Annotated in this window: 14 protein-coding genes and 1 pseudogene; 12 read left to right on the forward strand and 3 right to left on the reverse strand. The window is 46.4% G+C overall.

Going from position 1 to position 14,737, the window contains the following annotated elements; translation table 11 throughout:
* Positions 1-121: 121 nt before the first annotated feature.
* From CHH53_RS11340 to CHH53_RS11355, 4 genes are all read left to right on the forward strand, one after another.
* Complete coding sequence (locus tag CHH53_RS11340; protein WP_095216251.1) at positions 122-577, forward strand: DUF2243 domain-containing protein; 456 nt, start codon at positions 122-124, stop codon at positions 575-577.
* Positions 570-1,334, forward strand: a complete 765-nt coding sequence (locus CHH53_RS11345; protein WP_095216252.1) for a cytochrome c oxidase assembly protein — start codon at positions 570-572, stop codon at positions 1,332-1,334. The genes CHH53_RS11340 and CHH53_RS11345 overlap by 8 nt, the downstream gene beginning before the upstream one ends.
* Positions 1,335-1,454: 120 nt before the next feature.
* Positions 1,455-2,678, forward strand: coding sequence for an MFS transporter (locus CHH53_RS11350; RefSeq protein WP_095216253.1), 1,224 nt, complete (start codon positions 1,455-1,457; stop codon positions 2,676-2,678).
* Positions 2,679-2,735: 57 nt separating this feature from the next.
* Complete coding sequence (locus tag CHH53_RS11355; RefSeq protein ID WP_095216254.1) at positions 2,736-3,227, forward strand: hypothetical protein; 492 nt, start codon at positions 2,736-2,738, stop codon at positions 3,225-3,227.
* Between the two features lie 77 nt (positions 3,228-3,304).
* Here the strand turns inward: CHH53_RS11355 and CHH53_RS11360 are convergent, their stop codons facing one another.
* The gene (locus CHH53_RS11360; RefSeq protein WP_095216255.1) at positions 3,305-3,466 is read right to left on the reverse strand and encodes an aspartyl-phosphate phosphatase Spo0E family protein; all 162 of its coding nucleotides are present in this window, start codon (positions 3,464-3,466) and stop codon (positions 3,305-3,307) included.
* Between the two features lie 205 nt (positions 3,467-3,671).
* On the opposite strand from CHH53_RS11360, the gene sigW reads away from it, so the two are divergent.
* The 6 genes from sigW to glmS all read left to right on the forward strand — a co-directional run bounded on the left by sigW (position 3,672) and on the right by glmS (position 10,754).
* Positions 3,672-4,235, forward strand: a complete 564-nt coding sequence (gene sigW / locus CHH53_RS11365; RefSeq protein WP_095216256.1) for an RNA polymerase sigma factor SigW — start codon at positions 3,672-3,674, stop codon at positions 4,233-4,235.
* Between the two features lie 13 nt (positions 4,236-4,248).
* Positions 4,249-4,866, forward strand: coding sequence for an anti-sigma factor family protein (locus CHH53_RS11370; protein WP_095216257.1), 618 nt, complete (start codon positions 4,249-4,251; stop codon positions 4,864-4,866).
* A 198-nt stretch (positions 4,867-5,064) separates the two neighbouring features.
* Positions 5,065-5,889 carry a diadenylate cyclase CdaA gene (gene cdaA, locus CHH53_RS11375; RefSeq protein WP_095216258.1) on the forward strand — a complete coding sequence of 275 codons (825 nt, stop codon included), beginning with the start codon at positions 5,065-5,067 and terminating at the stop codon, positions 5,887-5,889.
* On the forward strand, positions 5,882-7,168 hold the full coding sequence (locus CHH53_RS11380) for a CdaR family protein (RefSeq protein WP_095216259.1): 1,287 nt from the start codon (positions 5,882-5,884) through the stop codon (positions 7,166-7,168). Before cdaA ends, CHH53_RS11380 begins: the two co-directional genes overlap by 8 nt.
* Positions 7,169-7,194: 26 nt before the next feature.
* Positions 7,195-8,544 (forward strand): phosphoglucosamine mutase, encoded by a 1,350-nt coding sequence (gene glmM, locus CHH53_RS11385; RefSeq protein WP_095216260.1) that lies wholly within the window; start codon positions 7,195-7,197, stop codon positions 8,542-8,544.
* A 407-nt stretch (positions 8,545-8,951) separates the two neighbouring features.
* The gene (gene glmS / locus CHH53_RS11390) at positions 8,952-10,754 is read left to right on the forward strand and encodes a glutamine--fructose-6-phosphate transaminase (isomerizing) (protein ID WP_095216261.1); all 1,803 of its coding nucleotides are present in this window, start codon (positions 8,952-8,954) and stop codon (positions 10,752-10,754) included.
* A 278-nt stretch (positions 10,755-11,032) separates the two neighbouring features.
* On the opposite strand, the pseudogene CHH53_RS11395 reads toward glmS, so the two are convergent.
* A pseudogene (locus CHH53_RS11395) lies at positions 11,033-12,231 on the reverse strand (HAD-IC family P-type ATPase).
* A gap of 31 nt (positions 12,232-12,262) precedes the next feature.
* Positions 12,263-12,631: an ArsR/SmtB family transcription factor gene (locus CHH53_RS11400; protein WP_095216328.1), complete on the reverse strand. Its 369-nt coding sequence runs from the start codon at positions 12,629-12,631 to the stop codon at positions 12,263-12,265.
* A 548-nt stretch (positions 12,632-13,179) separates the two neighbouring features.
* Between CHH53_RS11400 and CHH53_RS11405 the strand changes: the two genes are divergently transcribed.
* Together CHH53_RS11405 and CHH53_RS11410 are read left to right on the forward strand one after the other, a co-directional pair.
* Positions 13,180-13,920: an SDR family NAD(P)-dependent oxidoreductase gene (locus CHH53_RS11405; RefSeq protein ID WP_095216329.1), complete on the forward strand. Its 741-nt coding sequence runs from the start codon at positions 13,180-13,182 to the stop codon at positions 13,918-13,920.
* Between the two features lie 140 nt (positions 13,921-14,060).
* Positions 14,061-14,477, forward strand: a complete 417-nt coding sequence (locus CHH53_RS11410; RefSeq protein ID WP_095216262.1) for a MerR family transcriptional regulator — start codon at positions 14,061-14,063, stop codon at positions 14,475-14,477.
* The last annotated feature ends 260 nt before the right edge of the window (positions 14,478-14,737 follow it).

Here is a 14,737-nt window from a genome sequence, read left to right on the forward strand (position 1 = left end):
ATGATAGCCATCCATTCGGATGGCTTTTTTTAATTCGGCACAGGAGTCTCTCCTGTGCTTTTTTGTTTATTCTGCCGTCTGTCGGGAAAAATGTAAAAGGCTGACTGACAGGAGGGTGGATATGGAGGATCGGACTGTATCTAACGGACGGAATATCTTTTCAGGAATCTTATTCGGCTTCGGCTTGGCTGCTTTTGTTGATGAAGCTGTCTTTCATCAGCTGCTGCATTGGCATCATTTTTATGACCTTTCGACTTCTGAATGGGGGCTGATTTCGGATGGCTTCTTTCATGCGTTCAGCTGGTTTGCCACGGTTGGCGGTTTGTTTTTATTGGCAGATTTGCGCAGGCGCAAAAGCATGGTGCCAATTCGCTGGTGGGGTGCGGTACTCCTGGGCGGCGGTTTTTTTCAGCTATATGACGGCATCATCCAGCATAAATTGCTGCGTATTCATCAAATCCGCTATGGGGTAGAAAATCTTTTGTATTATGACTTGGTCTGGAATGGAATAGCTATCATACTGTTGGCTGCTGGCATCATACTTATCTGTCGCTCTGGGAGGGGAAGGCATGCATAATGATGCATTTTTCATCAGCCTTGCATTCCTGGCTATCCTGATTTATCTGGCGGCAATGCGGAGTGCGGTTAAGAGATTCAAGTCTTGGCCGATCCGCCGCCTTCTCTTGTTTGCGGGTGGTGTTGCGACTGGTGTGCAGGCATTCGCCGGTCCAATCGGAATGCACGCGCATCACAGCTTCGTTTTTCATATGGCGGGGCACTTGCTGCTTGGTATGCTTGCGCCGCTGCTCGTCATCTTATCCCGCCCGATTACCCTGCTTTTACGCGCTTTGCCTCAAAAAGGAGCACGATCTGTGATGCGTCTATTTCGAAGTGGATACGCCCGCTTCCTGGTTCATCCTGTCACAGCTGCAGTATTGAATATAGGCGGGCTATGGCTGCTTTACACCACGCCGTTATACCATCATATGCATCAGGTGAGCTGGGTATCGCTATTGGTACACTTCCATGTTTTTGCGGCTGGTTATTTATTTACGCTAGCGATGCTCTATACAGAGCCTGTGTCCTATCGCAAGAGTCATGTATATCGTATGGTTGTGTTTATTTTTGCGCTTGCGGGGCACGGCATCTTGTCCAAATACCTTTACGCAAATCCTCCGTCTGCTGTGGGTGCTGCTGAGGCGCAATCTGGAGCGATGCTGATGTATTATGGCGGAGATTTTGTCGATCTGATGTTAATCATACTTTTGTGCTGGCAATGGTATCGTGCGACAGCCCCTGGTAGGCCCCTATCTGGAAAAGAAGCTGCTGAATGAAGCGGCTTTTTTGTATTGTTTGGCGGAACTTTCAGCAAATTATCCCTATAATCGATTTACAAAGTGTCAAGACACATGTAAACTTATGGTGTTAAATAAAGAGTCTATAGAGGTGTTGGGATGGAAAGGACAGTAACTGATCATCAAAGGGCAGCAAAACGGATTTCCGAGCGAAAGCTGCTTGGTATTGTCGGTACGGGCTGGTTATTTGATGCAATGGATGTTGGTATCTTATCTTTTATCATTACAGCGCTGACGTTGGATTGGGGATTATCAGCGCAGCAGGCAGGCTGGATCGGGAGTATTAACAGCATTGGGATGGCCGTGGGCGCATTTGTATTCGGAATCATGGCGGACAGGGTCGGCCGGCGCACGGTATTCATGATGACGATTTTGGTATTCTCCATTGCCAGCGGCTTATCTGCATTGGCAACTTCCTATCTTATCTTTGTCGTGCTGCGCTTTTTAATCGGTGCAGGTCTTGGAGGTGAGCTGCCGGTGGCATCGACATTGGTTTCAGAATCGGTAGCCCCTCAAAGGCGCGGGCGCATGGTTGTATTGCTGGAGAGTTTTTGGGCGGTCGGCTGGCTGCTTGCAGCAATCATCTCTTATTTCGTCATACCAGCTTATGGCTGGCGGGTGGCGCTTGTGCTGACAGCCATCCCGGCGCTGTTCGCGGTATTCCTTCGCAGGAATTTGCCGGATTCGCCATCTTATACGAAGCTGAAGCAAAAAACATCCGTCATGGATGGTATCCGGCAGCTGCTCGCAAAAGGATTTGCAAAGCGCAGCATCATGCTCTGGATCGTCTGGTTCTGCATCATGCTCAGCTATTATGGCATGTTCCTTTGGCTCCCGAGTGTCATGGTTGCAAAAGGATTCGATATGGTCCGCAGCTTCGAGTATGTTCTGATCATGACACTGGCGCAGCTGCCGGGGTACTTCTCTGCAGCCTGGCTGATTGAGAAGGTGGGACGCAAGCCGATCCTGATCATTTATCTTATCGGTACTGCCATCAGTGCTGTACTGTTCGGGAATGCAGAATCGGCTGCGATGCTGCTCACGGCAGGCATGCTGCTTTCGTTCTTCAATCTGGGGGCCTACGGGATTCTTTATGCGTATACGCCGGAACAGTATCCTACGGCCATCCGTGCGACTGGTTCCGGAATCGCGGCTACTGCCGGCAGAATCGGCGGAATCCTAGGTCCGCTGCTGATTGGGTACCGCGGAACTTTTGGGTTATCTGTGAGCACTGTCTTTCTTTTATTCTGTGTGACGGTCCTCATTGCTGTCGCCGCTGTCTGGGTGCTTGGTGAGGAGACGAAGGGCAAGACACTTGCTTGATGCGCGATTTCCGTGCCGTGTGGTAAAGTAGAGCAAGAGTAAGAAGGAGGTAACGCTTTGTTTTCCATACAAGATTATACCGAGACAGTCAGTGTCTGCCTGGAGAAGCATTCGGAGGACGTGATAAGCGAATTGAAGCATATTTTCCAGCTGCCGTTCCTGCCGGAAGTGAAGAAAATCGCTTTTCGTATGTTCAAGGAGCCGATGGCTTTCGAGCTGACGATCATGTATTATGCGCTCGATGCTGATGGCAATGAACGTTATTATGATGAAATGGGCGATAAATACGCAGGCGGAAGTGAAGAAGTGGCAGAGGAGATTCCATATTTCGAACTGCCTGATGATGCTGCCGATTCATTCGAGGCTTTCCGTGAACTGCAGGAAGATGCAGTGCAGAAGGCGGATGAGCAGGTGATGATTGCCTGGTTCAGTGACTGCTTCAAGCGTGCCGGAGGAGAAGCATTCCCGCTGGAGGTCAGTGTCGGCTTTCATGATGATGTGAAGGCTTATTTCATCAAACAGGGAACCTGGGCGGAAGATCGCCATTGAAGGAAAGTGCGTACACTGTGTACGTGCTTTTTTTGTGCAAAAAAATAACAGCTTCCTCTGCGGGCTGTTAATGATAGCTATCTGTCCCTGATTTGTTTTTCGTACTCATTCAGCAAATGATCGAGCTGTACACTGGCAGTGATGACTGCATCGGAAGTGAGCGGCAAGTTGTTGGACAAACTTAGCATGTGGCTGCGGGTCTGTTCGATTTTTTCCAAAAGATTGTCTATTGTAATCATTTTTACCTCCAAAATCTGATATACTATTTGTCGTTATAATTACCCTGTCTAATCTTATTTAAAACGTCAATTTTGAAAAATACAAAAAAGAAAAAACTGTTGCTGGCATACTTAAGGTTTATAAAAAAAGATATTTTTGTGAAAGTGAAACCTTTTCGGAACGTCGTTCGTTACTAAGAAGCCGCAGTTAGGCGGGAGGATTTTCATGGAGAATATCATAAAATATCATATAAAAAACGTCAAGAAGGGTGATCATGCTGCCTTCGAAGAAATTGTTTCCTTTTACCAGAACAAGGTGTACCATATCGTATACCGAATGGTCGGAGACAGTCATGAAGCGCAGGATATCGCCCAGGAGGCGTTTATCCGCGCTTACACCAACATCCATTCTTTTGACGAAAACCGGAAATTCTCCACATGGCTTTACCGGATTGCAACGAATCTGAGTATCGACCGTCTGCGTAAAAAGAAGCCGGATTTTCATCTTGATGCCGAGGTGAAGGGGACTGATGGATTGGATATGTACTCGCAGCTCGCTGCTGACCAAGCATTGCCTGAGCAAGAGGTCGAGAGCATGGAGCTGCAAAGCTATATCCATAAGGAGATTTTGTCCCTGCCGCCTAAATACCGCAGTGTCATCGTACTGCGGTTCCTGGATGATTTGTCATTGGCGGAGATCGGCGAAATACTTGATCTGCCGCTTGGGACAGTGAAGACGCGAATCCACCGTGGCAGGGAGCTGCTAAGGAAAAAACTGCGCCACGTATAAAGGGGGGTAACACATGAATTGCGAAGAAAGCCTTGCGCTTATGCATCGGTATCTGGACGGAGATGCTTCGGAGGAAGAAGCGCAGCAGCTCAGGGACCATTTGAAGTCCTGTCCTGACTGTAATCAGCATTATCGGGAGCTCAAGCAGACGGAGAGCCTGCTTAGCGGGGCCGCTTATGAATTGAGTGCACCGGCCGGCTTCACTGCCAGTGTCATGGCGAATCTGCCGAAGGAGAAGAAGCGTGTCGGCTACATGAGATGGTTCCGTGCGCACCCTGTCATCACGGCAGCTGCAGTGTTCTTCCTTTTCATGTTCACAAGCATCATTTCTGCTTGGAATAGTGATGGCAGTGTCAGTGTATCGAAGCAAGAGGGTTTGATTGTAGAGAATGATCTCGTCATCGTACCGGAAGACGTCACGGTCAAGGGGGACCTTGTCGTTGAAAATGGCGATTTGGATATCAGGGGGGAAGTGGATGGCAATGTCACGATCATAAATGGTGATCTCGTTGATGATCCCGGTTCTAAAGTGAATATGGCCTCCGCTGATAATATAACAGGTGAATATCAGGAAATCGACCGGATATTCGGCTGGGCATGGTATCATGTCAAAGAATTTTTCTCGTTTTGATAAGGTTATAGAGCTGCTTGTAATAGGGCTCTTTTTTTTGTCCAAGGATCATTGGCGGCACAAGCCTGTATTGCGGTAAGATAACAGGGGACAGTAAGGGTAAGACACGCCCCTTGTTCGGAAGCGACTGCAATAGGGGAACTGTGCTATAATGTACGAAGAAATTCGAGCTATTCATATATAAAAGGACGTGTATCCATGTTTGGGGGATTAAGTGAACTTTCCATTTTATCCATACTGCGGATCATCGTGGACATTGCGGCGGTATGGTTCATCTTTTATAAAGTTTTGATGCTCATAAGGGGAACAAAAGCGATTCAGCTGCTGAAGGGGATTTTCATCGTTGTCATCATTGCTTTTTTGAGCAGTGAGCAGATACTCGATTTCCCGATGCTCGCTTTCTTGAGCTCGCAGGCCATCACCTGGGGGTTCGTGGCCATCGTCGTCCTGTTCCAGCCGGAAATCAGACGTGCCTTGGAGCAGCTCGGCCGAGGCAGCTTCTTCTCCCGGAATAAGGGATCGGAAGAAGAACAGACGAAAAAGAATATCGAAGCAATCGTGAAGTCCTGTAACTATATGGCGAAGCGCCGGATCGGCGCGCTGATCACGCTGGAGCGCGAAACTGGCATGGGAGATTATATCGAGACGGGAATTCCGGTGAATGGTCACCTGACATTCGAACTGCTCACGAATATCTTCGTACCGAATACACCTTTGCATGACGGGGCAGTCATTTTAAAAGACAACCAGATCGCAGCGGCAGCCTGCTACCTGCCTTTATCCGAAAGTCCTTTCATTTCCAAGGAACTGGGCACACGTCACCGGGCTGCCATGGGGATCAGCGAAGTGACGGACGCGCTGACGATTGTCGTTTCCGAGGAGACGGGTGCAATCTCCTGTACAAAGAATGGAGAATTGTTCCGTGATATCACGCCTGATGCGCTGAAAGAGATCCTCGTCAAGGAAGTCAGCGTACCGGCTTCCGGTTCCAAGGTAAGAAGATGGAGGGGTAAGAATGGATAAATGGTTGAAGAGTCCATGGACCTTGCGCGTTTTGTCTCTGGTATTTGCTGTCCTTCTCTATGCCTATGTGAGTGCTGAATCGGATGTGAACAACCGTGCGGGGGAGGTCCCGATCACGAGTTCGGATGAAACGAACACAGTCGATGCACCTGTCAGCATCCGCATCGATGACTCCAAATATGTCGTCAGCGGTGTCCCGGAATATGTATCCATGCAGCTTGTCGGTCCGGCAAGCGATGTAACAGCTGCCGTTCAGCAGAAAAACTACGAAGCCTATGTCGATTTGAGGGATCTTGATACCGGAACGCATACAGTGAAGCTGCATTATGAAAATGTTTCGGACAATCTTCAGGTATATATGCAGCCGGCAAGCGTCGAGGTGACAATCCAAGAAAAAGCTTCACAGCAATTTAATGTCAACGTAGGCTATACCAATGAAGATCAAATGGCAGCAGGTTTCCAAGTAGATAGTTCCACAGTGGAACCTCAAACGGTTTCAATCGTAAGTACACAGGAGGTCATCGACCAGATTGCCAGTGTGCGTGCTTATGTGGATATGACCGACGTCGATAGCGATATTAACAGCAAAGAAGCACCTGTGAAAGTGTATGATGCACAGGGCAATGAGCTTAGTGTGAATGTACAGCCGGAAACAGTCGAGGTCTCGGTGGAGGTAAGCAATCCGAGCAAGACAGTCCCGGTGGAAGTGAAGACGAAAGGGAAGGCTCCGGATGATGTATCCGTTGCATCGCTGTCGCCGGAGACGAAGGAAGTCACGATCTATGCACCTCAGGATACATTGGATGGCATTGATTCCATCAGCACCGAGGAAATCGATTTGTCGAAGATAACGGAGAATCAAAAGATCGATGCTGACTTGCAGCTTCCGGAAGATGTCAGGTCGGCCAGTGAAGAGAAAGTGAAAGTCGATGTCGAGCTGGAAGAAACAAGCGAGACGACGATCGAGAACGTCCCGATTGCGGTCGAGAATCTTCCGGATGGATTGGAAGCCACTTTCAGCGACCCTCAAAATGAACAGCTCGATGTGACAGCGAGCGGAGCGCAATCGGAGATCGAAGGCCTTTCGGCTGACGATATCAAGGCGACGATCGACGGCAGCGGCCTGGAAGAAGGAGAGCAGACGGTTCCTATCGAAGTGACAGGACCTGATAACATAGAGCTGACTCCGAGTCAGGAAGAAGCAGCGATAACTGTCCAAGCGACAGAAGCTGAAACGAATGAAGAGGCAGATACGAATACAGATACACAAACACAGTGACTGTGAGCCATGAAGGAGAGGTAACAATGGGAAAATATTTTGGAACGGATGGCGTCAGGGGGATTGCGAATAAGGAGCTCACCCCGGAGCTTGCGTTCAAGTTAGGCAGATATGGCGGTTATGTACTGACAAAGGATAATGAGGACCGACCGAAAGTGATGATCGGCCGCGATACACGTATTTCCGGCGAAATGCTTGAAGGGGCCCTTGTGGCAGGTCTTCTTTCCATCGGTGCCGAGGTCATGCGCCTCGGTGTCATTTCCACACCGGGAGTCGCTTACCTTACGAAGAACATGGGAGCAGCCGCGGGTATCATGATTTCTGCATCCCATAACCCTGTTCAGGATAACGGGATCAAGTTCTTCGGTCCGGACGGCTTCAAGCTTTCGGATGAACAGGAGAATGAGATCGAGCAGCTGATCGATGCCGAAACAGATGATCTGCCGCGTCCATCCGGCGCCGATCTTGGTCAGATCAATGACTATTTCGAAGGCGGTCAGAAGTATATCCAATACTTGAAAGGGACAATCGATAATGATTTCGAAGGACTTCATATCGCGATCGACTGTGCCCATGGAGCGACTTCTTCCATTGCGACGCACTTGTTTGCCGATCTGGAAGCGGATATCTCTTCGATCGGTTCATCTCCTGACGGATTGAACATCAATAAAAATGTCGGTTCCACACACCCGGAAACATTGCGTGATTTCCTTCTGGAGAAGGAGGCTGATGTCGGACTTGCCTTCGATGGTGATGGCGACAGATTGATTGCTGTCGATGAAAAAGGCCAGATCGTGGATGGTGACAAAATCATGTACATCTGTGCCAAATTCCTGAATGATCATGGTCGTCTGCGTCATAACACAGTCGTTTCCACGGTCATGAGCAATATCGGTTTCTACCGCGCTTTGGATAAGCAGGATATCAAGAGCAATAAGACGGCTGTCGGCGACAGATATGTGATGGAAGAAATGCGCCGCGGCGATTTCAATCTTGGCGGTGAGCAATCCGGCCATATCATCTTCCTTGATTATATGACGACTGGCGACGGGATGCTTGCAGCATTGCAGCTGATCAATGTCATGAAGGAAACGGGCAAAAAGCTTTCCGAGCTTGCAGGTGAAGTGGAGATCTTCCCGCAGATCCTGAAAAACGTGCCGGTGACCGATAAGCAGGAGGCGCTTGTCAACCAGCAAATCCTCGATTCCATTGCAGAAGTGGAGCAGGAGTTAGGAGACCAAGGCCGCGTCCTTGTACGTCCATCCGGCACCGAGTCGCTTGTACGGGTGATGGTGGAAGCGCCGACGAAAGAGGACTGCGAGAAGTATGCAGATAAAGTGGTGGCAGTCATCGAACAAGTATTGGGAACGAAGTAAGACCAGCATATGCGGCGGGAACAGAACATGCTCCCGCCGCATACGTTATTTACGTAATAAGAAAGAATTGACCAACTGGATTTCCTTCATGTAAAATGAAGGAGTTATGTCATTCAAGCAGGAAAGCGAGGGTAGAGATAACAATAACATAAAAGCGCCAGGACTTAGCCCGAGCGGTGGGATAAGTTGACGAGGTGGAGGTTTATCGAAGTATTCGGCGGATGCCTCCCGATTGCACACATCTCAGTCGTCATGTTTATGGCCGAAAGCAAAGAGGCGACTCTTTGGATAAGGACAAAACAAGATGTGAAAAATAGATAAACGAGAAAGGGGCAATCAACGCCCCAAGCTTCATAGCGCAGGCCGTTCGTTTGCCCCTTCCAAGTCTTGAGGAGGACAACAACGACATGTGTGGAATTGTAGGTTATATCGGACAGAATGATACGAAGGAAGTATTGCTTAACGGACTCGAGAAGCTGGAGTATCGCGGATACGATTCAGCTGGTATCGCAATCGAAAACGAGCAAGGCGTGAACCTTTTCAAGGTGAAAGGCCGCATTGCTGCATTGCGTGAAAAAGTGGATCACAGCGTTTCATCCACAATGGGAATCGGTCACACACGCTGGGCGACACATGGTGCACCGAACGAAGATAATGCGCACCCGCACCAGAGTGCTTCTGGCAAATTCACCATCGTGCATAACGGTGTAATCGAGAACTATGTAGAGATCCGCAGAGAGTATCTTTCTGATGTAACATTGAAAAGTGATACAGATACAGAAATCGTTGTACAGCTTGTAGAGAAAATGTATGAAGAGACACAGGATACAGCAGCGGCATTCCGCAAAGCGGTCAGCTTGCTCACTGGTTCCTATGCCCTTGCAATGATTGATGCAGACGATAAAGAAACGATCTATGTAGCGAAAAACAAAAGCCCATTGCTTGTAGGTATCGGCGAAGGCTTCAACGTCGTAGCAAGTGATGCGATGGCAACACTTCGCGAAACAGATACGTACAAAGAGATCCGTGACAAAGAGATCGTCATCGTTCGCCGTGACAGCGTGGAAATCCAGCTGCTTGACGGTACAAAAGTAGAACGCGATTCCTTCAAAACGGAAATCGATGCAGCCGATACAGAAAAAGGCACATACGATCACTTCATGCTGAAAGAAACTGACGAGCAGCCATTCGTCATCCGCAAAATCATCCAGCACTACCAGGATGAAGCGGAACAGATCAAAATGGACCCTGCCATCCGCAATGCGATGATGAACGCAGACCGTATCTACATCGTGGCAGCAGGAACAAGCTACAACGCTGGACTAGTCGGAAAACAATTCATCGAAAACCTGGCTAAAATCCCGGTGGAAGTGCATATCGCAAGTGAATTCTCTTACAACATGCCGCTTCTATCCGAAAAGCCATTATTCATATTCCTTTCCCAATCCGGCGAAACTGCCGACAGCAGAGCCGTATTGGTGAAAATCAAAGAACTCGGACACCCAGCACTTACAATCACGAACGTGCCAGGATCCACCCTTTCTCGTGAAGCAGACTTCACATTGCCGCTATACGCTGGCCCGGAGATTGCAGTAGCCTCTACTAAAGCATATACTGCACAGATGGCAGTTATGCTATTGCTTGCGGTCGATGCAGCAAAAGGCAAAGAAATCGCACTCGATTTCAACCCGCTCCAGGAGCTTGCCATCGTTGCGAACGCAATGGAAGTACTGACAGACCAAAAAGAAACATTCGAAACACTAGCACAAAGCTACCTAAGTGTATCCCGCAACGCATTCTTCATCGGCCGCGGCGTCGATTACTTCGTCTGCGTCGAAGGATCACTGAAACTAAAAGAAATCTCCTACATCCAAGCAGAAGGCTTCGCTGGAGGAGAACTGAAACACGGTACCATCGCCTTGATCGAAGAAGGCACACCAGTCATCGCACTATCGACACAAAGCTCCCTGAACCACTCCATCCGCGGTAACGTCCAGGAAGTGAACGCACGCGGTGCCAACACATTGCTCATCAGCATGAAAGGCCTGGAGCACGACGATGACGCCTTCGTCATCCCGGCAGTGCATGAGCTATTGACTCCGCTTGTAAGTGTCGTGCCATTGCAGCTGCTTGCATACTATGCAGCAGTGCAGCGCGGTGCAGATGTTGATAAGCCGCGTAACTTGGCTAAAAGTGTTACGGTGGAATAAAAGACTGTACCTTTAATGTTGAGTAACCTTAAAGCGTAACTAAATAACTGTGTAGCAAATCATACACTGAAGAAACCCCCATACGATTAAAGTATGGGGGTTTCCTGTAGGAGAAGTAATTTCGTCATACGATGATTTCTCAAGTGTTTTAAGGCAGTTAATGTTTAATATCAGTTTGAGGTACATCTAAAATTCGAACAAGTGCCATATTGCATATGTATCCTTCCATAAGTGCATATATGAATATAAGAAGCGGAAGAAAAGGGGGTTCTGCCCCCTTATTCTTTAACTCTTAATAATCTTAAGCTGTTTAACGTAACAAGTAATGTAGCACCCATATCAGCGAATATAGCTATCCAAAGCGTCAACCATCCAGGAACCACTAATAATAATGCCAAGAGCTTGATGGCTAGTGAGAACGTGATGTTCTGCTTAATAATCTGTAATGCTTTTCGACTTAAATTAATGGTGTATGGCAGCTTATTTAAATCATCGGACATTAAAGCTATATCAGCGGTCTCAAGCGCTGTATCCGTCCCTGCACTGCCCATTGCCACCCCGACTGTAGAAGCAGCTAATGCGGGTGCATCGTTTACGCCATCACCTACCATAGCCACACTGTTGTGAGCGTTACGAAGCCTCTTAATGAAATTCAGCTTACCCTCTGGTAGCAGATTTGCTTCAATGCTGGTTACGCCAACTTGCTTTCCTATCGTGTTGGCGGTCTCCTGATTATCGCCAGTAAGCATCACGGTATTAATACCAAGGTTATTTAAGCTTCTGATAACTTCTTTTGACGACTCTCTTATTTCGTCTGCTACAGCAATTAACATCTGGATTTCATTTGCTGTTCCTAAGATCATCACTGTCTTTCCTTCAGTTTGCAGCTTCTTAATTCTTCATCAGGTGCGATGTCCATTAATGACTCGATGGATTGCCGAGCTTTATCCATAGAGTATCGTTCCAGGGCTTCACTGATAGCAAATAGGATGACGACCGTTGCACCTTCGCCCCATTCTCCAAGTATGGCAGCGCCTATAATTGCGATGGTCATAAGCGTGTTCATATCAAAGTTTAATCGGCTTAAATTCTTAACCCCTTTTATAAAGAGGGAATATCCACCAATTAAAATAGCTGCTGCATAACCAACTGTCGGTATAATATGTTCTTCGCTGTATTGCGTACGCAAGCCCCAACTTAATAGGACGAGCAAAGCTGAAATATAAACGCTGATGTTTTCTTTTTGTTTCCAAAAAGGAGGGCGTTCAATTTTCTTTTCTCTCTCTTCCCGGATCTTCAGGTTCTCAAAAGCTCCGGCCTTCTCTAAATCCTCAACTGTTGTATCACCGTTAACGTAGATTTTTGCCGCACCAAAGTTTATTTTTGCATCTTGAACACCTGGCAGCTCTTTGACGTTGCGTTCAAATTTAGCTGCACAATTGGAGCAAGAGAGTCCTTGTACACGGTATGCTTTCATTGCCTCTTCCTCGGATGATCCAATATTCCCTTTAGACACCGACCTTCACCTCGTTTTGATGAACAAGAGCTATATCCATAATTTGTTTGATATGATCATCGTCTAAGGAATAGAAAGCCAACTTGCCTTCTTTTCTATATTTGACAATCCCTTGCTTATGAAGGGTTCTCAAATGATGGGAAGCATTGGCAACAGTAATACCCAACACATTAGCGATATCACAAACGCAAAGTTCATCATCTTGACCCAATATATAAGTGATTTTAGCTCGGTTTTCGTCAGCAATAGCTTTTAACATTTGAGCCGCATGGAGGATATCGACTGTCTTCAGGTCTTCTTGAATACGGCTGACCTTTTGTTTGTCATAACAATAAACCTCACAGGTATCTTTCTTACTCAGATTAATCACTCCATTCATTCAAATATTCCCTTGAATATATTGTATCCAATTTCCTATTTTATTCAAGTGGGCATTTGAATGTTAAGGGGTATTTTCTGATTATTCGCTCTGATTAGTCTCTAATTGCTATATAATGGATTTATTCTGATATATCGATGAATCTAGTTGGTTAGAAAGTTTATTGGGGGAAGGAAAAGCTAATGATACCTGCAAAGGCATCGACTTTTTATTATCAAAAAAGCGAGACTCTCCAATGAAGGCTGCGCTGATCTTCCCATTTCATCATCAATAGTCAAACGCAGCCAGCTTTTACGCTTCAGTAATTGATTGCTTTGAAGTCTGTTCTTGTACGGGAAACAGCTGGATAAGAATCTATGGCGTAATTTATGGACCAGCCTTCTGTTTCATACGATTTTCCGAGGCGGTACTTCTGATGAAGAGGTTCTTGATCATTTTCTTAGAAAAAATCCCTCCTGATCTATTGAGTTAAAGCTTACTTGAAGTGTTACGGTTACTTTGAAACATTAATCAAGTATCAGGAGGGGTATATCATGTACGTAGTAATTACAGGAGCAAGTTCCGGAATCGGCTATGAATCTGCTTTAGCCTTCGCCAAAAGAGGCAAGAATCTCATTCTTGTCGCCAGGAGAAAACAACGATTAGAGGATTTGAAATCAACCATAGCTGAAATCAATCCTAAAATTGATGTTGTTGTCCTTCCTGCAGATTTATCCGATACCAAGCAGGCTCATGATTTATATGAGCGTACGAAAAAATATGACTTGGAAACGTGGATTAACAATGCGGGATTTGGGGATTTTTCCCCAGTAGCCGAACAAGACTTGTCAAAAGTGGAAAACATGCTGCTATTAAATAACGTAGCAATGACGATTTTATCAACTTTGTTTGTAAGAGATTATTCATCCAAGGAAGGGACACAATTAATCAATGTATCATCCGACGCTGGGTACACAATTGTGGATAACTTTGTCACCTATTGTGCCACAAAGTTCTATGTAAGTGCCTTTACGGAGGGGGTGGCTAGTGAGTTACAGGGCAAAGGGGAAAATATGAAGGCTAAAGTATTGGCTCCCGCTGTGACCGAAACGGAATTTTCCTATCGGGCAATGGGGAGGGGGATAAGTGATTTTCCTCATTCCCGTACACCAGAAGAAGTAGCTCAATTTATGCTTGATTTATACGACAGTGATAAAGTGATAGGGATAGTGGATGAGACGAACCAATTTAAATTAAAGGATTCTTTTTATCCTTATATTAAAAAGGTATGAAGAAGCTCAAGCAGGAATAAGTAATATCATGATAATGATAGAGTTGCCAGTGAGTGGATCGGGTCACTGATCTGCCACTGGCAATATTCCATGCCTTATGGGAAACCATCGTCTTGCCAAAAAGAAATTGGAGGGTAAAAATGAAAAAGATGTCCGAGGCTTATATGTCTATAGATCAGGCGTCTGAATTCTCCGGTCTGCCAAAACCTACGATTCGTTACTATGAGCAAATCGGTTTGCTTCCATACGCTGAACGTAAACCTAATGGCCACAGGATTTACAGTAAAGAACAGCTGGAGGGTATGATATTTTTGACAAGGCTGAAAACGACAGGAATGAAGTTGGAGGAAATAAAACGTTATCTTGATCTTTCTAATGAAGGACCAGGTACAATTCAAAAAAGAGTTTCCATTTTGGAAGAGCAAAGGAAAAGAATCGGGAATGAAATCAAGGAATTAAACGAAATTCAAAAAATCATTGATTATAAAATGGAGCATTATAAGGAGACCCTATTGAATCCTGATCTTAGTAATGTCAATTGTAACCCTGACGAGTAATGTTTAGCCTCTAATTAGTAACCAGGAACGATTAAGGAATGGTGAGTTGGTCGGTCGTTATGGGAAGGCTTATTCTAAAAGGGTATCGCAGCACCAGACGCTCCACCCAAGGCGCCTATAAATGAAAAACTTCAAGCTTTGTAGATATACACTGATGCTAAGAAGGTATCATACAGAAACAAACGTACGGTATTTTTTACAAGGGAGAAGTGCACTTAATGAGGAGTACATATTTTATATGGCTGGCAATTTACTGCGTT

The organism is Terribacillus sp. 7520-G, from assembly GCF_002271665.1.
GTDB lineage: Bacteria > Bacillota > Bacilli > Bacillales > Amphibacillaceae > Terribacillus.

Bases quoted from the DNA above. Each gene is read 5' to 3' on its own strand.
- cdaA (WP_095216258.1), top strand. From the start codon at position 5,065: ATGTTTGGGGGATTAAGTGAACTTTCCATTTTATCCATACTGCGGATC.
- CHH53_RS11340 (WP_095216251.1), top strand. From the start codon at position 122: ATGGAGGATCGGACTGTATCTAACGGACGGAATATCTTTTCAGGAATC.
- CHH53_RS11350 (WP_095216253.1), top strand. From the start codon at position 1,455: ATGGAAAGGACAGTAACTGATCATCAAAGGGCAGCAAAACGGATTTCC.
- glmM (WP_095216260.1), top strand. From the start codon at position 7,195: ATGGGAAAATATTTTGGAACGGATGGCGTCAGGGGGATTGCGAATAAG.
- sigW (WP_095216256.1), top strand. From the start codon at position 3,672: ATGGAGAATATCATAAAATATCATATAAAAAACGTCAAGAAGGGTGAT.
- CHH53_RS11360 (WP_095216255.1), bottom strand. From the start codon at position 3,466: ATGATTACAATAGACAATCTTTTGGAAAAAATCGAACAGACCCGCAGC.
- glmS (WP_095216261.1), top strand. From the start codon at position 8,952: ATGTGTGGAATTGTAGGTTATATCGGACAGAATGATACGAAGGAAGTA.
- CHH53_RS11370 (WP_095216257.1), top strand. From the start codon at position 4,249: ATGAATTGCGAAGAAAGCCTTGCGCTTATGCATCGGTATCTGGACGGA.
- CHH53_RS11410 (WP_095216262.1), top strand. From the start codon at position 14,061: ATGAAAAAGATGTCCGAGGCTTATATGTCTATAGATCAGGCGTCTGAA.
- CHH53_RS11345 (WP_095216252.1), top strand. From the start codon at position 570: ATGCATAATGATGCATTTTTCATCAGCCTTGCATTCCTGGCTATCCTG.
- CHH53_RS11380 (WP_095216259.1), top strand. From the start codon at position 5,882: ATGGATAAATGGTTGAAGAGTCCATGGACCTTGCGCGTTTTGTCTCTG.